Genomic DNA, 18,538 nt, shown 5'->3' with positions numbered 1-18,538 from the left:
GTCACATTCGGAGAGGTGGCCGAGCGGTCTAAGGCAGCGGTCTTGAAAACCGCCAGAGGCGTAAGCTTCTCGTGAGTTCGAATCTCACCCTCTCCGCCAATTCACTATCGTGGGTTCGACAAAATCGCCGGGAGCGATTTGGAACCGCGCGAAGCGCGGGCCCCGTAGGGGCGAAGGGCAGGGATGCCCGGAGTAATCCCACCCCCTCCGCCACCTTTTCTAAATTCGCTGGCCGAGCGGGTTAAGGCGCGACGCATGCGTCGCGCGGCTTGAAAACCGGCAAGGGCGGAAGTCCTTCGTGAGTTCGAATCTCACTCCCTCCGCCATATTCCAGGTTCACAGGTCACGTTGTTTAGGGATTTCACCGCTTCGCCGCCAGTCCCCAGGCGGACACCAAGCCCAGCACCGCATACATCACCAACCCATAGACGCAGGCCGGGTAGCCAAATACCGTGCCGGGCTGGCCTACCGGTCCACAGGCGGAGGCCTGCGCCGCGAACTCACGATAGGTGAGGGTGCCCGAAAAGAGCACACCGACGACGCTGATCCCAAAGACCAGTAACAAGGCAGTTCTGCGGTTCATGTAAGTGCTCCCTTTTCCGTCTTAGTGGGGAGCATCGCTCAAACAGGGGATGGCTGTGATGATCTAAGTCAGTTCCCTGGTACGACTGTGAACCCCCTGATTTGACCGTATCTGCCCGCCCAAGCATGGTTATGGAAAAACCGGGGTCTTTACCTTTAATCGATTAGGGTCTTTACCTCATTCTGCCCACGGGCCATCCCTAATAGATTGACGCAGGGTAAAAACTGTCAAAAGGACGTGGCCATGGATGGGTACCCGTCTTTCCTGCACCGCATGTCCGCTCCTCTTTACGAGCGCCGCGGCACTCCACGCATGCTGCTCGCCTGCGCAGTGCTGGCCGGCGCCGCCATCGCCCTCTCGGACATGCTGCTGCTCGCCATGGCGGGATCAGAATGGCTGGGCTACTTCCTGGCACTGCGCGGTGCGCTGGTAGCAGCCCTCACGGGCGCGCTGCTGGCGCTGTTCCTGCAGCGCGGCGGCCCTGGCCGTACACATGTCCACAAGCCGTCGCATCCCCTGACTGGCCCAGGCCACAGCAACCGGCTCTCGCGCGAGGCGGCGGGGCAGCTCGCCCACCGCATGACGCTCGAGAAGGGCTTGAAGCGTGCGCTGGAGCGGGACGAGCTGCTGCTGTTCTTCCAGCCACGGGTCGCGCTGGGCAGCGACGGCATCATCGGCTGCGAGGCGCTGTTGCGCTGGCAGCATCCCAGCCATGGTCTGGTGCAACCCGCCGCTTTCATAGGTATCGCCGAACATTCCGGCCTCATCGTCGAGATCGGCCGCTGGGTGCTGGCGCGCAGCGTGGCGTTCCTGCGGGAATGCACGCAGGCGGGGCTGCCGCCCCTCAACGTCTCGGTGAACGTCTCCAATGCCCAGCTCGGTAAGCAGGATTTCCTGCGGCATATCGACCAGGCGCTGGGCCCGGACCGCGGCTATGCCAGGCACCTGGAGTTGGAGCTCACCGAGAGCCTGACCATGAATGACCAGGAGTTCACCCTGCGGATACTGCAGCAGGTGAAGCAGGCAGGCATGCGCGTGTCACTGGACGATTTTGGTACCGGGTATTCCTCCCTGAGTCGCCTGCAGCGGTTGCCCATCGACTGCCTGAAGATAGACCGTTCCTTCATCGTGGACCTGCCGGAGAATCGCAACAGCCAGGAGCTCATCAAGACGGTCATCGCCCTGGGCCACAACCTGGGTGCCGCGGTGCTCGCCGAGGGCGTCGAGACTCCCTCGCAGGCGCGCATGCTCACGGATTATGGCTGCGATGAGGCCCAGGGCTACTACTACGGCCGGCCGGTCCCGGCATCGCAGATGATCGCGCAGCTCAGGGATGCGCAACGTGCGCAGGAGCCGGGCTCCGTCCCGGCGTTCCTGCGCACATCGCTCGGCAGCCTCGCGGCCGTCAAGGGAGTCATGCATGTCAGCGCCTGAGCAGAGGAAGGTGGAGACCCCGCTCGGCGAGCTGGCGGTGGGCCAGCGAGTGAGCCGGGAACGGCTGCTGGAGATCATCGCCAGCATCGGCAAGGTCATGGCCGTGTCAGGCAGCCTGCAGGCGGTGATGGACGTGGTGGCGGAGGAGTGCGCAAGGCTCACCCGGGCAGACGGCGCCACGATCTTCATGGTCGAGAACCAGCGCCTGAGCGCCAAGTCCGCCGTCGGAATCCTGGGTTTTGCCATGCTGGAACTTCCGCTCGGCAACGGCTCTCCCAGCCATGCGGTGAGGCTCAAGCATGCGGTGCGCTGCACCGGCGAGGAGCTGGCGGACCAGACCCTGCGGCGGGTGTCCTCCCGCAGCGGCACACGTTCCTGCGTGAGTGCGCCATTCGCGTTCGATCCGCGGCGGGAGGTGGCCGGGGTACTGCACGTGGCTTCCCAGTCGCCGGATGCCTTCACCGAGGAGGACGAGGAGACCATCCAGATCTTCGCAGACCTGGTGGGCTCCGCAATCCAGAACGCGCGCCAGTACGATCAGGCCATACGCGAGAGCCGCGAGGATGCGCTGACCGAGCTCCTCAACCGGCGCGCCTTCGAGGAGCACGCGCGCATGCTCAAGAAGGAGCAGGTCAACCACCAGCAGCCCTATTGCCTGATCCTGTTCGACGTGGACGGCCTCAAGGTCATCAACGACGTCTATGGACATTCGGCTGGCGACGAGGCACTGAGGCAGGTGGCGCTGTCGGCGAGGCTCAAGGTGCGCAAGTCCGACATCGTGTACCGGCTGGGAGGCGACGAGTTCGCGGTATTACTGCCGCAGACACGGCTGCCGGTGGCGGAAGAGGTGGCGCGGCGCATCGAGGCGGCGGTAGCCGAACGCAACACCCATGGGCAGATGCTCTCCATCTCTACCGGCGTATGCGAGGCGGACAGCCACGAGAGCGTGCCGCTGCTCATCACCCGGACCGACCAGCTCATGTACATGACCAAGCACGAACGGCGCGAGGACGGCCAGATGAACCCGGTGACCGTGCGCGGCACCCTGCGACCCAAGCCCATCCGCTGATTTGCGCGGGCGGGCGGCCGCCCGCCTGTCCTAACCCTACTCGAGTCCCAGTCCCAGACGCAGGTGGTTCGCCACCGGCCGGCTGTAGGTGAAAGCCGCCCATGCGAGCTGGCCAGCCATCGTGGGGGCGAAGGCTTCCAGCCGCTGATACTCACGCACCGAACCCGCCCAGCAGAACTTGTACGGCTCCGCGTCGCCGTTGAACTCGACGCGCGTGACGCCGCTCTCGAAGCAATCCTTCAGCACGTCGTGCATCAGCAGCTTGCCTGGGGAATGGCGTCCGAAGGCCGGATCGTAGCCGCCCTTGTGCAGATAGCACACGCCCTGGTCCAGCAGCGCGAAGTACATGGCGAGCGGCCGCCGACCGGTGCGCAGCAGGTAGAGGCGGAGCTTGCCTCGCTCGGCAGCCCAGCGGCCCACCGCGGTATAGAAGCGGTGCGTACGGGGGTGCGACTGGATCGCGGTGCCGGCATCGCCTTTCCAGCTCAAGGCCTCCACCAGGAACGCCTCCCGCAGGCGCTCGTCGAGCTGTTCGCCGCCCGTGACCACCTCCATCGTGACCTCGCCCTCCTGGCCGAGCTGCCGCCGTGCGCGCTTGAGGTTGCGCAGCAGGTTGCGGCCGAGCCCGGCCTGGTACCCGTCCCAGCCGTCATCGGTCTCCAGGTACAGGGACCGCTCGCCCGGGCGGATGAAGATGCGGTACCCCGCTTCCTCCGCGGCCTGCCGGCACACCGCCAGCGTCTCACCGGCAGGATCGAGAGAGGCGAGCGAGATGTGCAGTGGCCGGTCTTCGAATAGCCCGCGTGCGAGGGCGAGGCCCGCGGCCCGGTCCTCCGCCAGCAGGCCGAAGCCCGGCGTGTGCTCGTTGGCGGCCGACTCGAGCCGCTTGCGCTGCCGCACCATCGGCATCACGCCCGCGAGCCGCCCGCCGCGCCAGAGGGTGCGCAACTCGGGTTCGCCGGTGCTGAAGGCACGGCACCAGGCTTCCGCCCAACCTAGCTGCAGGTAAGGCACGGCCGAAAGGCGCATGGCCAGCGCATCCCACTCGGCGCCGAGCGATGGGGGCAAGGGGAAGCGGGGGTAGGGCGGTGCACCCAAGCAGGCCGGCGCGCTGGCGTCCCGCAGCGGGATCGTGTCGGGTTCCTCCGCGAGCAACGCGGGGTGAGGTTTGCGCACGCTCGGGGGCGCCGTGATCCCTGGCTGCTGATCCATGTTCATTCCCCATCCGGGAGAAGGTCGTGTAAAGACCATAGTCCGTCGCAGTGCAGGACCGAATCCGGTAAAACCCGCATTCGTGGCACGTATAGCACCTCAGATGCTTGCGACGATTTAACCTGCGTGAATTACCACGACGGTTTGGGGGTAATACCCGATGGTCTGAAACAGCCGCGCTTGCGATGCTGCGCTGCGTAACAGTTAAACGACACATCGGATAACGCCGCAGGATGCGGCATCACAACATCCACGGAGGGATCGCCATGATCAACCTCGGCCTCATCATCGACATCCATACCATCAGCCTCGATTGCGAGCTGAGCGGGCCGGCTGACCGTGCCTGGTATTACCTGACCCGGCCGGAAGGCCTGCGTGCCTGGCTTGCGGAAGGTTCGATCGAACCGCGTACCGGCGGCGGCGTGAAGCTGCGTTTCCTGAAGGCGGACGCGCCGGTGCGCTCCAGCTGCGGCGCACTGGTGCATGGCCTGGTGGCGCGCTACGAGCCTTATCGCTTGCTCGCCTACTCGTGGATGGACGCCTCACGCGACGTGCAGAAGCCCCACTTCGGCACAGCCGTCACCTCAGTCAGTTTCACGCTCATGGAGCGCGAAGCGGGCACGAAGCTGAGACTCGTGCATTCCGGCCTTCCGCCGAAGCTGATCTCGAAGATCGGCGCGGGCTGGCATGCGCACCTAAGTCAGCTCGTCGCCTGCTCACGGAACGACATGCCGCTGCCCGAGATACTGCCCGCCATGATGTCGCGTTATGAACGTCAAGCAGCGCTGATGCGGATGAACGCTCGGCATGTTTGAACGTCGTGTAACGGATACGTCAGTGAAGGTTTTCTACCATGACAAAGTGGGTGTTTCCCCGATTGGATACTCATCCCGTAAATGGGGTAATGGTCCGCGGCGAGGATGTGGGATCGAGATGCGCCGGAGCACGAAAACCTCGCTCCGGGACGCGAGTGAGCGTCGCAGCAAGACCAGCAACGTGGGATGACTTCATGGTTCTCCTCAGGAGAGAACCGAAGGGGCGGAGCTTTGTCGTATTCAGCCAGTGAGCGACAGGAGAAAGCCTGGGCGGACGGGATAGCCGGCCTGGGGCCGCAGTGGCACGTGCTCTGGACCAAGAGCAACTGCGAGCAATCCGTGTACCAGCAACTGGCGGCGAGCGGCTTCGAGGTGCTGCTGCCCACCGTGGACAAATGGTCCCGCCGCAAGCACACGCGCTGCCTCTACCGGGCGCCGCTGTTCCCCGGGTACCTTTTCGTCCATCACGCGATAGACAAGTCCAGCTACATCGAGATCTGCAAGGCACGCGGCCTGGTGCGGATCCTGGGCGAGCGCTGGGACAAGCTCGCGACCGTGCCGGACCGCGAGATCGAATCCATCCGCCGCGTGAACATGTCCGACATGCCGCGGATGCCTCACCCCTACCTCAAGGTCGGGCAGACGGTCCGCATCGTGAGCGGCCCATTGGCGAACGTCGAGGGTGTATTCGTGAAAGAAGAATCCAAGCGGGGACTGCTGGTGCTGTCCATCGAACTGCTGCGCCGCAGCCTGGCGGTGGAGATAGATTGCACGCTGGTGGCGGCGGTATGACGCGCGAATATTCCGGCTTCCGGGTCGCCGTCGCCCGCCTACTCTTCGCCTGCGCGCTCCTGGCTTGCGGCCTTCCCGTGCCCGCGCCAGCGGACACCACCGGCTACCTCACGCCATCTCTCGCTGTCGGCGCCGTCTATGACGACAACATCTTCTCCGCGCCGGTGGCGCGGGAGGACGACGAGATCCTGAGGGTGAGCCCCGCGCTGGAAGCGGGCTATGACTCCGCGGATTTCAACCTGGATGGCTTCTACACCTTCGACGCTGAACGCTACAACAAGCATCCCGGCTTAAACGGCAATGCCGTGCGCCGCAACGCGGCGCTGGACATGGGCTGGCGCGCCACACCGCGCCTGGGCCTCGCGCTAGACAGCGATTACACCAGCACCGAGACGCCTTCGGAGATATCGCCCCAGACCAGTCTCGTAGGGCGGGCCCACGCGACGTTCTTCAACGTCAACCCGTCCCTGTCCTATCTCTTCGGCGAGACCTATACCGGGCGGGCAGGGTACAGCTACAGCCACGAGACCGTGGCGCAAGGCGCGGACACCAACGTGGATACCGCCATGCTGGGCCTGGACCACACCCTGGATCCCCGCAACATCCTCGGTGTGGACCTCGCGGCCAGCCGCTACGACTTCGGCGATAACCGCGAGCAGGTGGACTCGCGGGTGCTCACATTCGATTGGACCCACGCGCTCACTCCCCAGACCAGCTTCTCTTTCGCCGCCGGGCCGCGCGACACCGAGGGCAGCGTCAATGCCGAGGTGAGGGCGGGCTTGAGGCGCGTGCTGGACGACGGCTACTTCACCGTGGATGCCGCACGCAGCCAGACCGTGGTGGTGGGGCAGGTAGGGGTGGTGGAGACCCGCAGCCTCAGCGCGAATTACGACTCGGGCCTGGGACAGGATGTGGAGATCCAGGTGGCGCCGTCCTATGCCAGCGACACCATCGGCAGCACCAAGGCGGAGGTGCTCCGCTTCAACCTCAGCATGGCCTACCGGCTCGGGCGCATCACCTCGCTGGTGGGTTCCTACCAGTACAGCCTGCAGCGCGGCCTCCTGGGCGGCGGCGACCAAGAGATCCGGGACAACGTTCTATATATAGGTCTCGTATTCTCCGCTCCCTCCGCCGGCGGGCGCGTGTTCGACGAGCGGCGCCGCACTCCGTTCGAGACCCTGTGGCCCACGCCGCGCCGCAACGAGAACCTGCCTCCCTCGTCGGACCTCGTGCCGACTCCCTATCCGGACGACGATTCCCCCACCCCTTAGATCGAAGGGTCAAGACATGAAACTCCAAGAACTTGCTTGTATGGCGGCCGGGGTGCTGCTGCTCGGCCTCGCGGCCTGTGCAGACCAGCCCACGATGGCGGATAACGCCCAATGCCACGGCGACAACTGCCGCGTGGACAAGTACCTGATCGGCCCCGGCGACGTGCTGCACGTCTCTGTGTGGAAGGATCAGGGCCTGGACCGCGTCATCACCGTGCGGCCTGACGGCATGATCTCGTTCCCGCTGGTGAACGACGTGCAGGCCAGCGGCCAGACACCGCAGCAGCTGCAGAAGACCCTCACCGACAAGCTCAAGCAGTACATGTCGGAACCGGAAGTCTCGGTGGTGGTGCAAGAGGTGCACAGCTACGCGGTCTCGGTGCTGGGCGAGGTCAAGACCCCGGGGCGCTACGAGCTCAAGGGACAGGCCACCGTACTGGACGTGCTGGCTCAGGCCGGCGGGCTCACCGAGTTCGCCTCACCGTCGCGCATCGTGGTGCTTCGTGACCAGGACGGCTCCAAGCGCCGCATCCTGTTCGACTACGATGACGCGGTGTACAGCAACAGCGCCCAGCCCTTCTACGTCCGCCCCGGCGACATCATCACCGTTCCCTGACACCGGAGCCAGACACCATGCAGGTACAGCAATCCACCCAGAACGACAGCCCTCTCGGCACCCTCGGCCGACTGTGGAAACGCCGCCGCTGGCTCGCGATCGCGGTGTTCGTGATCACTTTCGCCGCCGCTGCGAGCTTCATCTCCGCATTGCCGGACATCTACAGTGCCCAGGCCACGGTACTGGTCAACCCGCAGGCGCTGGCGCAAGACACCTCCGGGCCGAACCAGAACGGTTCCGACAGCAAGCTCGACTCCGTGAGCGAGCAGGTCATGAGCCGTGACCGGCTGCTGAAGATGGTCACCAAGTTCGACCTCTATCCCGAGCTGCGCCGCAGCGCCTCCGACGAGGCCTTGCTCACGCAGATGCGCCAGGACATCCACCTCGAGCGCAAGTCCGGCCAGCAGCAGTGGGGCCAGGATCCGACCTTCGCCTTCACCCTGAGCTACCAGGGCTGGGACCCGCAGACGGTGGCGAAGGTGACCAACGCCCTGGCCACCTCTTATGTGGACGAGAACAACCGGATGCGCGCCTCCCAGTCCTCCGCCACGCTCAAGGCTCTGGAAGCGCAGATGTCGGACGTGAAGAAGAAGCTGGACGCCCAGGAAGCCAAGATCAATGCCTTCCGCAGCGCCCACATGGCCGACCTGCCGGAGCAGCAGACCGCGAACCTCGCGATGCTGCAGCAGCTCAGCACGCAGCTGCATGAGAACAACGAGGCCATGGGCCAGGCCCTGCAGCGCCCCATATCCGGCTCGCCGGCAGATTCCTATGATGCGGACCTGCCCCAGCTGGAACAGCAGCTCGCCAGCCTGCGTACCCGCTACACCGATGCCTATCCGGACGTGATCCAGCTCAAGGCCCAGATCGCCGCCTTGAAGCGCCAGCAGGCGGCACAGGGAAGCACCGCGAAGCCCCAACAGGATTCCATCGACGAGGACGTCAGTTCGTTCCGCGCCGAGGATGGCCGCCTGCGTCAGCAGATCTCCGAGTACCAGGCCCGCCTCGAGAACGCGCCGCTACGCACCCAGCAGCTGGCTGCGCTGATGCAGGGCTACGGCGAGACCCGCGACGTATATTCCTCGCTGCTCAAGCGCTACGAGGAGACGCCCCTGCCGGGCGGCGTGGCGGGGCAGTACCGGGTGCTGGAGACCGCAGTGCCGCCGACCGATGCCTCGGGGCCGGGCCGGCTCAAGCTCCTCCTCGTCAGCCTCATGCTCTGCTTGGGACTGACGGCGGGCGTGGTGTTCCTAATGGAGCAGTTCGACCTCTCGTTCCATAGCGTCGAGGAGCTGCGCGCCTATACCCGCCTGCCGGTGCTGGCGAACATCCCCCTCATCGTGACGCCCGCCGACGTCTGGCGCGGCCGGCTGCGCTTCGGCTTCGCGGTGGCTTCGGTGGTGGTGGCGCTGATCCTGCTCACGCAGTTCTCATCCTTCCTGGGTCACGGCAACCAGGACCTGGTCTGGATGCTGTCGCGTCACCGGGCGCAGTGACGCGCCGCCCACAAGGAACTCAGGAGATACGCCCATGACGACACCCAACGAGCACACCATCAAGGTCACCACTGGCCGGGCCGCGCCGCCCCAGGTGCGGGCCGAACAGAAGACCGAGCCCAAGCTGGAGCAGAAGGAGCGCCGCCACCTGCAGGAGATCAACACCCGGCAGGTGGACCAGCACCTGGTGAGCGTGACCGAGCCGGATTCCTATGAGGCCGAGCAGTACCGCAAGCTGCGCTACGTGCTGGAGGAGAAGCGCAAGCCCGGCAAGAGCATGGTCATCGGCGTGTGCAGCCCAGCGGCTGGGGACGGCAAATCCCTCACCGCGACCAACCTGGCTGCCGCGCTGGCTCAGGCGCGCGACTCCAAGGTGATCCTCATAGACGTGGACCTGCGCCGCGAGTCCGTCAGCCTCAAGGCCCATCTCAACCTCGGTACCCCCGGCGGCCTCGGTCTCACCGACGCGATCCTCGACGGCCTCTCGCTGCAGGACGTGACCCGTCCCCTGGGCGGCACCAACCTCTCGGTGGTGCTGACCGGTACCCGCACTTCCGCGCCCTATGAGCTCCTGCGCTCACCGCGCCTGGAGACGCTGATCGCCGAGGCGACCCGCCATTACACCTATGTGGTACTGGATGCGCCGCCGGTGGTGCCGGTGTCGGATTGCCGCGTCATCGCGCGGCTGGTGGAAAGCTTCCTGATGGTGGTCTCCGCCCACCGTACGCCGCGGCCCATGCTCGAGGAGGCCCTCGACCTGATCGGCCCGGACAAACTCCTGGGATTGGTCTTCAACCGCGGCGACCTGATGCCGCGCAGCTACTACGGCTACTACCGCTACGGCAAGCCGATGCGCGACAACATCGCGCGCCGCACGCCGCGAGTCTCGGTACAGGGCATCCCGGGTGATGGCTGAACGGATCGTCATCCTCGGCACGGGCCCGCTGGCAGCCAAGCTGACGGCGGAGCTGCTGGCGCTGCCCGGCGGGCGCGCCACGCTGCTTGGCGTGATCAGCGAGCATCCCGAGGCGGAACCCGAGTTCGGTTGCCGGCACCTGGGTTCACTCCAGGACCTGCAGTCCATCCTCGCCGACGAACGTCCGCAACGGGTGATCGTGGCGATGGAGGAGCAGTACGGCCGGCTCAACGCCGACCTGCTGCTGGAGCTGGAAGCGGATGGACGCGTCAGCGTCGAGACCGGCATGGATGCCTACGAGCGCATCACCGGCAAGCTCGCCATCGAATCCCTCACCGCCAAGGCGGTGCTTTTCTCGGAGCGTTTCCGTCCTTCGCGCGCCGCGCTCGCATGCGCCCGCGCCTACAGCCTGCTGGCGGCGGTGCTTGGGCTCATCCTGTTCCTTCCTCTGATGGGCTTGCTGGCCCTGGCTGTGCGTCTCGAGTCACCCGGCCCCGTGCTGTTCGTGCAGGAGCGGGTGGGTCTGGGCGGCCGGCGCTTCAAGCTGCTCAAGTTCCGCAGCATGCGCGCCGCGCACGGCGCCCACAGCGAGTGGGCCGCGGACAACGAAAGTCGCATCACCCGCACCGGGAAATGGCTGCGGAAGTTCCGGCTCGACGAGCTGCCGCAGTTCATCAATGTGCTGCGCGGCGACATGAACCTGGTGGGGCCGCGGCCGCACCCGGACAGCAACCGCCGCCTGTTCATCCTGGTGTCACGCAACACGCCGGAATGCGGCGAGACCATACCGTATTACTCGCTGCGCTCGTCCATCAGGCCCGGCATCACCGGCTGGGCACAGGTCCGCTACAAGTACGCGAACGGCCTGGACGAAGAGATAGAGAAACTGCGTTATGACCTGTACTACATCAAGCATTACTCGCTGCTCATGGATCTCAAAATCCTGCTGGAGACCGTGAAGGTGGTGCTGCTCGGCCACCGCAGCCAGGCGCGCGGCCCTCTGCCGGTGCTGGAGGAGGAGCCCGCCTTCGAGCCCAGTCAGCCACTGCTGCCGGGTCTGGCGGAGGCGCTGGAGGCTCATCCGCCGCAACCGCCCGTGGGTGGGTCCGGCGTGCGGCTGGATTCCGGCAGCAGCCTGGGGGCGCCGTGAGCGGCGATACCCGTCCATGATGCTGGAATCGACGCTCGACTACGCCGTCGGCAACCGCCTCGGCGACGCAGAGTTCCTGGAGGCGCGCAGCACGCCGCTGCGTATCACGGCGCTCGGCGGCGGTACCGGCCTCGCGGCCTTGTTGCAGGGCCTGAGGGTGATGCACTTCCCGGTAGGGATGCGCGATGCCTCGGACCAGGACCGGCTCACCGCCATCGTGACGGTGGCGGACGACGGTGGCAGCTCGGGCGCGCTACGCCGCGGCTACAACATCCTCGCGCCGGGCGACATCCGCAACTGCCTGCTCGCGCTCTCGGACGCGGACCCCACGCTGCAGGAGCTGTTCAACTTCCGCTTCGACTCGAAGCTCGGCGGCCATAGCCTCGGTAACCTGATGCTGACGGCGCTGGCCCTGCTGGAGAAAGACTTCGGCCGAGCGGTGGAGCGGGCTGGCCGCCTGCTCGATATCCGCGGCCGCGTGCTGCCAGCCACCCTGGACGACGTGCAGCTATTGGCGGAGTTCGCCGACGGCAGCTGCAGCATGGGCGAGTCCTGCATCACCGCTGCCGGCCGGCGCATCAAGCGGGTCTCCCTGGTGCCGCGCCACATACAGGCGCTGCCCCAGGCGGTACACGCCATCGCCGGCTCGCACCTGGTGGTCCTCGGTCCCGGCAGCCTCTACACCAGCCTTATACCGGTGCTGCTGGTGAAAGGCATCGCGGAGGCCATCGCCGATTCCGGGGCCAAGGTGGTGGTGGTCATGAACCTCATGACCGAGCCCGGTGAGACCGACGGCTACGGTGCCGCCGACGTGGTCAACGCGCTGCGTGACCATGCCCCTGAGCTCCCCATCCACGCGGTGCTGTTCAACAGCACGCGGCCCTCGGGGGAGCAGCTGCGACGCTATGCCGCCGAGGGTTCCGAACCGATCACCGCAGACTCTGTTTTCATCAAGGCCTTGGGCTGCCGCGCGCTCAAATGCGACCTGCTCGGTGATGGACCGATGGTCCGCCATGAGCCGTGCAAGCTGGCCAAGGCACTCCTGAACCTGGCTTTAGAGGAAACCTAATGAACGCCAATGCTTTGAGTGAACGCATCCAGAACCGCACCGCGCGGGTGACCGTCATCGGCCAGGGCTATGTCGGCCTGCCGCTGGCGATCGCCTTCGCCCATGCCGGCTACAAGGTGACGGGCCTGGATTCCAGCCCGGAGAAGGTTGACTCCCTCAACCAGGGCCGTTCGCCCATCCCGGACGTGCCGCACGAGGAACTGCAGAAGCTGCGCGAATCCGGCCATTACACCGCGACCCGTGACTTCGCGGTGCTGGCGGATTCGGACGTGGCCATCATCTGCGTGCCCACGCCGCTGCGCAAGACCAAGGATCCGGACATCTCCTACGTCATGGCGGCCTCCGAGGAGGTTGCCCAGCACCTGCATCCGGGCCAGCTGGTCGTGCTTGAATCCACCACCTATCCCGGCACCACCGAGGAGATCCTGCTGCCGCTGTTCTCGGACCACGGCGGCGTGGCGGGCGTGGACTTCTTCCTGGCGTTCTCGCCGGAGCGTATCGACCCGGCCAACCCCAAGTTCAAGGTGCGCGACATCCCGAAGGTCGTGGGCGGCGTCACCAACGAGTGCTCGCGCCTCGCGGCCTCGCTGTACCGTCAGGTCGTGCCGAACGTGCTGGAGGTCTCCAGCCCGCGCGTGGCCGAGATGGCCAAGCTCTACGAGAACGTGTTCCGCAACGTCAACATCGCGCTCGCCAACGAGCTGGCGCTGATGTGCCACCGCCTGGGTGTCAATACCCGCGAGGTGATAGACGCGGCCGCCACCAAGCCCTTCGGCTTCATGCCGTTCCACCCGGGCCCGGGCGTGGGCGGCCACTGCATCGGCATCGACTCGGCCTACCTCGCCTGGAAGATGAAGCTCAACGGCTATGATGCCCGCTTCATCCACCTGGCCGAGGAGATCAACCAGTCCATGCCCACGCGCGTGGTGCAGATGCTCTCCGATGCGCTCAACAAGCGGCAGCGCTCCCTCAATGGCGCCAAGGTGCTGGCGCTGGGCGTGGCCTACAAGCCGAACGTGGGTGATGTCCGCGAGTCGCCGGCGCTTGAGGTCATACACCAGCTGCAGGAGCGCGGTGCCGACGTGTGCTACGCGGACCCCCATGTGCCGAAGGTCGCTTTCAATGGCACCCAGCTCGACGCTGTGGTGGCGGACGAGAAGGCCTATCGTGATGCCGATTGCGTGGTGATCCTCACCGATCACAGCGAGTTCGACTACAAGCGCATCGCCAGCTCGGCGTCGCTGGTGGTGGATACCCGCAACGCGACTTGGGGGATCCTCAATCCCAAGGCCGAGGTGATCCGGCTGTGAGGACAGAGGTCACCGGCTGGTGGCGGCCTGCCGCGGCGGCAGCCACCAGCCCAGCGGTCGCGGGCGGCGAGCAGTTCGCCTCCCGCGGCGGGGTGGTGGCCTTCGGCGCACTGGTGGCTTTCACCTGCCTCTTGCTGCTGGCGCCGCAGTCCTTCATCCCGGCCTTGGGCGCGTTGCACCTGCCGTTGCTCTGCGCGCTGGTGGCGGGCGGGGCTTACGTGTCGGACCGGCTGTCCCGGCATGAGCGGCTCGTGGACCTCACGCCTCCCATGCGCCTCGCGTTGATGCTGGCGGCATGGGCGGCGCTGACCGTACCCATGTCTCTCTGGCCCGGCGGCAGCGTCAAGTTCTTCTTCGGCATCTACTTCAAGGCGCTGGTGGTGTTCGCGCTGCTGGCCGGGGTGGTGGACAGCTTGCCGCGTCTCAAGACCCTGGCCTGGACCCTGAGCCTGCTGGCGGCGCCGCTCTCCCTGGCGGCCATCAAGAACTATGTCTCGGGCGGCGGCCGCGCGGAGGCGCTCTCCGAGGGTCTGGACCGGATCATGGGTTATAACGGCTCGCTCACCGCAAACCCCAACGACCTGGCGCTGATGCTGAACCTGATCCTGCCCCTCAGCATCGCGCTGTTCCTGTCCACCCGCAGCCTGGTCCCTCGCCTGCTGCTGGTGGGGCTGATCGCGCTGGACGGCATCGCCATCGTCGCCAGCTTCTCCCGTGCGGGCTTCCTGGTGCTAGGCATGACCGGCTTCATCTACCTCTGCATCCTGTTCCGGAGACGCATGCACGGCCTCGCGCTGCTGGTCATCGCGGGAGCCATGATGGCAGCGGCGATGCTGCCGTCCTCCTACCTGGAGCGTCTCAGCACCATCACCAACATCCAGGCGGACAAGACCAATTCCGCCCAGACCCGCTACCGTGACTATCTCACTGCGGCAGGCTACGTGGTGGAGCACCCGCTCATGGGTGCCGGCATCGGCATGGATATCCTGGCGCTCAACGAGGCGCGCGGCGAGACCTGGACCAAGGTGCACGACGTGTACCTGGAATACGCCGTCGACCTCGGCGTGCCGGGTGTAGCGCTGTTCCTGCTGCTGCTGCGCGCCATCATGCGCGACCTCGGTCGGGCGCGCCGGCAGGCAGCCACCGAACCCGGCGGCATCGAGCTGCATGCGCTGCTGGAGGGCATTAGCGTGAGCCTCGTCGGCTTCATGTTGGCTGCGCTGTTCTACCCCGATGCCTACCAGTTCTACTTCTACTACATGGCGGGCCTCGCGGTGGCAGGGATCGCCATAACGGCCCGCCGCAATGTTGCGAAAGAGATGCCGGCATGAGCCGCACCCAGACTTGGCCGCTCCGGGAAGAGACCGTGGCCGAGACGGCCGAACGCATCCGTCTGGTGAAATTCCTGGCCATGTTCGGCGTGGGTGGTACCGAGAAGCAGGTGGTGAACCTCACGAAGCGCATGGACCGCCGCGCTTTCGACCTGAGCTTCGCCTGCTTCACCCGTTGGGGCGCGCTGCTCGACGACGTCGAGGGCCAGCAGGGCATCGCGGTGACGGAGTACCCGCTAAGCAGCTTCTATGAGCCCAACGCCCTTCGCCAGCAGTTCCGCTTCGCACGCGCATTGCGCCGTGACGGCGTGCAGGTCGTCCACAGCTACAACTTCTACGGCAACATGTTCGGTGTCCCTGCCGCCAGGCTCGCCGGGGTGCCGGCCGTGGTGGCCTCGATTCGGGACATGGGTATCTACAACACCCCGTTCCAGCTCATGATGCAGCGCTGGGTCTGCAAGCTCGCCGACCGGGTGGTGGTCAATGCAGGTGCGATCCGCGACTGGCTGGTGAGCGAAGGCTATGACGAGCGCAAGGTTGTGGTGATACGCAACGGCGTTGATACCTCCCGCTTCGGGCCGCGCGGCGACGGCGCCGAGCTGCGCCGCGAATTTAACCTGCCGGCCAAGGCTCCACTGGTTGTGATGCTGGCCAGGCTCAACCCCAAGAAAGGTATCGAATGCTTCATCGAGGCGGCGGCTCGCATCCACCCTGTACGCCCCGAGGCTTGCTTCCTCGCCGTGGGTGAGGCTTTCACCCGCGACGACAACGGCGCGATCCGCGTGCACCATGAATACCGCAAGGAACTCATGGACAAGGTCACGAGCCTGGGGCTCGCGGGGTGCTTCCGTTTTACCGGCATGCGCAGGGACGTACCCCAGGTACTCGCCTCGGCCGCGGTGTCGGTGCTGACCTCCCAAAGCGAAGGCATCTCCAACACGTTGCTGGAATCCATGGCCGCAGGCGTTCCGGTGGTGGCGACCCGCGTGGGAGGCACTCCAGAGCTCATCACCGACCGACGCCACGGCTTGCTGGCGCCCTCCGGTGATGCCCAGGCGGTGGCCAATGCGGTGCGCGCCATCCTGGACGATTCACTGTTGGCGGAGCGGCTGGGCCGGCAGGCCCGCATGCGCGCCGTCAACGAGTTCTCATTCGAGGCGGTGGTACGCCGCACCGAAGACCTTTACCGCGGCATCCTGGCGGGCAAGGGCATGCGCCGCACCGCCTGACGATCTATCTACCGAGACCGACATGACCGAGATGCTCCATCACTGGGTGACGGGCGAGGCTGCCCGCCGTGGCGACGCGACGGCGGTGGTGCTGCAGGACGAGCACCTGAGCTACGGCGAACTCGAGACCCTCTCCAATCAGCTGGCCCGCGCCCTCAAGGAACGGGGCTGTGCCCGTGGTGACCGGGTCTGTGTACTGCTCCCCAAGTCGCCGCTGGCGCTGGTGTGCCAGCTCGGCATCTACAAGGCTGACTGCATCCATGTGCCGCTGGAGCCGTCCGCTTCCGCCGCCACCTTGGCGCACATCGTGGGCCATGTAGGCAGCCACTGCTTGCTGGCGGCGGGAAGCCTGGCGCCGCTGGTGCGAGAGCTCCTGGCCGATCCGGGCATCCCCAGCCTGCGCCTGGGCTGGTTGGGGATCCCGGCGGACCTGCAGGGGTTGCCGGCGGGCTTCCGCTTCTCTGACATCGGCGCACTGCCCGGTACCCCGCTCGCGGGCGCTCACCGCGCCCAGGATACGGCGGAGATCCGCTTCACCGGCGGCGATGCGCCCCATGGCGTGTCGCTCACCCATGCCAACGTGATCTCCTTCGTGGAGTGGGCGCAGCGGCGCTTCCGCCTGGACGCCGGAGACCGGCTCGCCAGCCACGCTCCACTGTCCCATCCGCTCTCGCTGTACGACAGCTTCGGCAGCTTCGCCGCCGGCGCAGAGCTGCACCTGGTGCCGGCCGAGCATGCGCTCCTGCCCAAGCGCCTGGCGGAGTGGACGCGCAGTTCCGGTATCACCCACTGGTCTTCGCTGACGGACGTGCTGGACCACATGGCTCGCCTGGACGTGGTGCGACCTTGGGACTTCCCGGACCTGAGGCGAGTGCAGTGGCATGGCGAATCGCTGCCCACAGGGTCCCTCGACTATTGGATGCGGCACCTGCCACACGTGGAGTTCACCGGCTTTCGTGGCCCGGTGGAGGCGGGGATCGCCGGCAGCTACCACACCGTGGTCACCTTTCCGGAGCCGGATGAGGCGCAGCCCTACGGTATCGCCTGCGGTACTGGCGAGCTCCTGCTGCTGGACCACAACTTTCAGGAGGTGCGCCCCGGCGAGACCGGCGACCTGTACATCAAAGGGCCGGGCCTGAGTTCCGGTTATTGGGGCGAGTCCGAAGCCAGTGCCAGCGCATTTCCGCGCTTAGACAGGATAGGGCGCGTATACCGCACCGGCGAGAGGCTGCGGCGGGGCCAGGATGGCCGGCTCTATTCGGCTACGGCGACGGCGATCTCCCCCATCAAGACTTACGCTGCTGGCATGGAGCCGGCGGAGCGCGCCCCGTATGGCGACTGGAGCGCGTGGCGAGAACTGTCGCAAGACGCCTCCGGCACGGCTGCGGGGCGCACGCTAATAAAGGCATGGACGCAAGGTGGAACTGATACCCCTGGATGACGATTCCCTGATAGAGCTGGGCGCCCGCTGGCTCTCCGAGAAGCACAACCGCAAGTGGCTGGACCTGGGCGGCGGCGAGAAGCCGATAGGCGCCATGGCGCTCAGGATCATGACCAAGAACGACGCGCACATCATCCGCGCCTTCACAGCAGATGATGATGGCGGACCGATCGGATTGGTGGCGCTGAGCAGTGTGAACCGGGATTTCCGCGCCGCGGTGCTGTGGGCGCTCCTCGGCGATCGACGGTATACGGGCAAGGGCTACTTGTACCGCTCCACTTCCGCGATGCTGACCTTGGGGTTCGACGTGCACGGCCTGGAGTGCGTGAACGCCTGGGCACTGGAGTCCAACCAGGCTTCGCTACGCATCCTCAAGAAGCTCAACTTCCGGCCCATCGGCCGCCAGCGCCATGGCCGGGACGGGGAGGGCGAACCCTTCGACCGGCTGTTGTTCGAGCTGCAGGCCGGCGAGCACAGGAGCCCCGATGTACACCCAAGAATCACTGCTGCATAAGGTCAACCTGCTGTTCGAGGACGCGCTGGGCGAACCCGCGCCGGCCCCGGATACTGACCTGTTCGCATCCGGGTTGATGGATTCGTTGGAGTTCGCCGGCCTCCTGCTGAGCATCGAGGCGGAGTTCGGCTTCGACCTCACCTTCGAGAGCATGGACATGGATGCGTTTCATTCACTGGCCGGCATCGTACGCTTCGTCGCCGCGCACACGCGCCTGAGCCCGATGGCCGTTGCGTGTCTTGCTGCGCCCGAGCGGGCGCTCGTGAGCCACGCCTAGAGACAGAGGGAGA

At 66.0% G+C, this 18,538-nt stretch carries 18 protein-coding genes and 1 tRNA gene; 17 read left to right on the top strand and 2 right to left on the bottom strand.

The genetic code is table 11. From position 1 onward, the window contains the following. Positions 1–9 precede the first annotated feature (9 nt). Positions 10–99 (top strand) — tRNA-Ser (locus VF651_05750). 262 nt (positions 100–361) lie between these two features. On the opposite strand, the gene VF651_05745 is transcribed toward VF651_05750, so the two are convergent. Continuing rightward, positions 362–583 (bottom strand): hypothetical protein, encoded by a 222-nt coding sequence (locus VF651_05745; protein HEX7965202.1) that lies wholly within the window; start codon positions 581–583, stop codon positions 362–364. A gap of 243 nt (positions 584–826) precedes the next feature. Between VF651_05745 and VF651_05740 the strand changes: the two genes are divergently transcribed. Both VF651_05740 and VF651_05735 read left to right on the top strand, forming a co-directional pair. Then, positions 827–2,017, top strand: a complete 1,191-nt coding sequence (locus VF651_05740) for an EAL domain-containing protein (GenBank protein HEX7965201.1) — start codon at positions 827–829, stop codon at positions 2,015–2,017. Continuing rightward, complete coding sequence (locus tag VF651_05735) at positions 2,004–3,086, top strand: sensor domain-containing diguanylate cyclase (GenBank protein HEX7965200.1); 1,083 nt, start codon at positions 2,004–2,006, stop codon at positions 3,084–3,086. The genes VF651_05740 and VF651_05735 overlap by 14 nt, the downstream gene beginning before the upstream one ends. 36 nt (positions 3,087–3,122) lie before the next feature. On the opposite strand, the gene VF651_05730 is transcribed toward VF651_05735, so the two are convergent. Next, positions 3,123–4,298: a GNAT family N-acetyltransferase gene (locus VF651_05730; protein ID HEX7965199.1), complete on the bottom strand. Its 1,176-nt coding sequence runs from the start codon at positions 4,296–4,298 to the stop codon at positions 3,123–3,125. Between the two features lie 266 nt (positions 4,299–4,564). On the opposite strand from VF651_05730, the gene VF651_05725 reads away from it, so the two are divergent. The 14 genes from VF651_05725 (at position 4,565) to VF651_05660 (ending at position 18,525) form a co-directional block, all read left to right on the top strand. Further along, complete coding sequence (locus VF651_05725; GenBank protein ID HEX7965198.1) at positions 4,565–5,113, top strand: SRPBCC domain-containing protein; 549 nt, start codon at positions 4,565–4,567, stop codon at positions 5,111–5,113. 231 nt (positions 5,114–5,344) lie between these two features. Continuing rightward, the gene (locus VF651_05720) at positions 5,345–5,905 is read left to right on the top strand and encodes a transcription termination/antitermination NusG family protein (protein HEX7965197.1); all 561 of its coding nucleotides are present in this window, start codon (positions 5,345–5,347) and stop codon (positions 5,903–5,905) included. Then, positions 5,902–7,176, top strand: coding sequence for a hypothetical protein (locus VF651_05715; GenBank protein HEX7965196.1), 1,275 nt, complete (start codon positions 5,902–5,904; stop codon positions 7,174–7,176). The genes VF651_05720 and VF651_05715 overlap by 4 nt, the downstream gene beginning before the upstream one ends. Before the next feature lie 16 nt (positions 7,177–7,192). Continuing rightward, positions 7,193–7,792, top strand: coding sequence for a polysaccharide biosynthesis/export family protein (locus tag VF651_05710; GenBank protein HEX7965195.1), 600 nt, complete (start codon positions 7,193–7,195; stop codon positions 7,790–7,792). A gap of 17 nt (positions 7,793–7,809) precedes the next feature. Then, on the top strand, positions 7,810–9,288 hold the full coding sequence (locus tag VF651_05705; protein HEX7965194.1) for a Wzz/FepE/Etk N-terminal domain-containing protein: 1,479 nt from the start codon (positions 7,810–7,812) through the stop codon (positions 9,286–9,288). 34 nt (positions 9,289–9,322) lie between these two features. After that, a complete protein-coding gene (locus VF651_05700; protein HEX7965193.1) occupies positions 9,323–10,204 on the top strand; it encodes a CpsD/CapB family tyrosine-protein kinase in 882 nt (293 codons plus the stop codon). Further along, positions 10,197–11,354: a sugar transferase gene (locus VF651_05695; protein HEX7965192.1), complete on the top strand. Its 1,158-nt coding sequence runs from the start codon at positions 10,197–10,199 to the stop codon at positions 11,352–11,354. Before VF651_05700 ends, VF651_05695 begins: the two co-directional genes overlap by 8 nt. Positions 11,355–11,370: 16 nt before the next feature. Then, positions 11,371–12,423, top strand: a complete 1,053-nt coding sequence (gene yvcK / locus VF651_05690) for a uridine diphosphate-N-acetylglucosamine-binding protein YvcK (protein HEX7965191.1) — start codon at positions 11,371–11,373, stop codon at positions 12,421–12,423. Beyond that, entirely contained in the window at positions 12,423–13,733 is a 1,311-nt protein-coding gene (locus VF651_05685) for a nucleotide sugar dehydrogenase (GenBank protein ID HEX7965190.1), read from the top strand. Before yvcK ends, VF651_05685 begins: the two co-directional genes overlap by 1 nt. After that, positions 13,730–15,064 (top strand): O-antigen ligase family protein, encoded by a 1,335-nt coding sequence (locus VF651_05680; GenBank protein ID HEX7965189.1) that lies wholly within the window; start codon positions 13,730–13,732, stop codon positions 15,062–15,064. The genes VF651_05685 and VF651_05680 overlap by 4 nt, the downstream gene beginning before the upstream one ends. Continuing rightward, on the top strand, positions 15,061–16,293 hold the full coding sequence (locus VF651_05675) for a glycosyltransferase (protein HEX7965188.1): 1,233 nt from the start codon (positions 15,061–15,063) through the stop codon (positions 16,291–16,293). The genes VF651_05680 and VF651_05675 overlap by 4 nt, the downstream gene beginning before the upstream one ends. Before the next feature lie 22 nt (positions 16,294–16,315). After that, positions 16,316–17,734: an AMP-binding protein gene (locus VF651_05670; GenBank protein HEX7965187.1), complete on the top strand. Its 1,419-nt coding sequence runs from the start codon at positions 16,316–16,318 to the stop codon at positions 17,732–17,734. Beyond that, entirely contained in the window at positions 17,712–18,248 is a 537-nt protein-coding gene (locus VF651_05665) for a GNAT family protein (protein HEX7965186.1), read from the top strand. Before VF651_05670 ends, VF651_05665 begins: the two co-directional genes overlap by 23 nt. Further along, positions 18,220–18,525 carry an acyl carrier protein gene (locus VF651_05660; GenBank protein ID HEX7965185.1) on the top strand — a complete coding sequence of 102 codons (306 nt, stop codon included), beginning with the start codon at positions 18,220–18,222 and terminating at the stop codon, positions 18,523–18,525. The genes VF651_05665 and VF651_05660 overlap by 29 nt, the downstream gene beginning before the upstream one ends. Positions 18,526–18,538: the final 13 nt, after the last annotated feature.

Source organism: Gammaproteobacteria bacterium (assembly GCA_036383255.1).
Taxonomy (GTDB): Bacteria; Pseudomonadota; Gammaproteobacteria; order Natronospirales; family REEB76; genus DASUBN01.
The sequence above is the reverse complement of the archived record's forward strand: the minus strand, read 5'-3'. Positions and strand labels throughout refer to the sequence as shown.

Excerpts from the sequence above, each read along its gene's own strand:
- VF651_05745 (HEX7965202.1), bottom strand. The coding sequence starts at position 583 with ATGAACCGCAGAACTGCCTTGTTACTGGTCTTTGGGATCAGCGTCGTC.
- VF651_05740 (HEX7965201.1), top strand. The coding sequence starts at position 827 with ATGGATGGGTACCCGTCTTTCCTGCACCGCATGTCCGCTCCTCTTTAC.
- VF651_05735 (HEX7965200.1), top strand. The coding sequence starts at position 2,004 with ATGTCAGCGCCTGAGCAGAGGAAGGTGGAGACCCCGCTCGGCGAGCTG.
- VF651_05730 (HEX7965199.1), bottom strand. The coding sequence starts at position 4,298 with ATGGATCAGCAGCCAGGGATCACGGCGCCCCCGAGCGTGCGCAAACCT.
- VF651_05725 (HEX7965198.1), top strand. The coding sequence starts at position 4,565 with ATGATCAACCTCGGCCTCATCATCGACATCCATACCATCAGCCTCGAT.
- VF651_05715 (HEX7965196.1), top strand. The coding sequence starts at position 5,902 with ATGACGCGCGAATATTCCGGCTTCCGGGTCGCCGTCGCCCGCCTACTC.
- VF651_05710 (HEX7965195.1), top strand. The coding sequence starts at position 7,193 with ATGAAACTCCAAGAACTTGCTTGTATGGCGGCCGGGGTGCTGCTGCTC.
- VF651_05705 (HEX7965194.1), top strand. The coding sequence starts at position 7,810 with ATGCAGGTACAGCAATCCACCCAGAACGACAGCCCTCTCGGCACCCTC.
- VF651_05700 (HEX7965193.1), top strand. The coding sequence starts at position 9,323 with ATGACGACACCCAACGAGCACACCATCAAGGTCACCACTGGCCGGGCC.
- VF651_05695 (HEX7965192.1), top strand. The coding sequence starts at position 10,197 with ATGGCTGAACGGATCGTCATCCTCGGCACGGGCCCGCTGGCAGCCAAG.
- yvcK (HEX7965191.1), top strand. The coding sequence starts at position 11,371 with ATGATGCTGGAATCGACGCTCGACTACGCCGTCGGCAACCGCCTCGGC.
- VF651_05685 (HEX7965190.1), top strand. The coding sequence starts at position 12,423 with ATGAACGCCAATGCTTTGAGTGAACGCATCCAGAACCGCACCGCGCGG.
- VF651_05675 (HEX7965188.1), top strand. The coding sequence starts at position 15,061 with ATGAGCCGCACCCAGACTTGGCCGCTCCGGGAAGAGACCGTGGCCGAG.
- VF651_05670 (HEX7965187.1), top strand. The coding sequence starts at position 16,316 with ATGACCGAGATGCTCCATCACTGGGTGACGGGCGAGGCTGCCCGCCGT.
- VF651_05660 (HEX7965185.1), top strand. The coding sequence starts at position 18,220 with ATGTACACCCAAGAATCACTGCTGCATAAGGTCAACCTGCTGTTCGAG.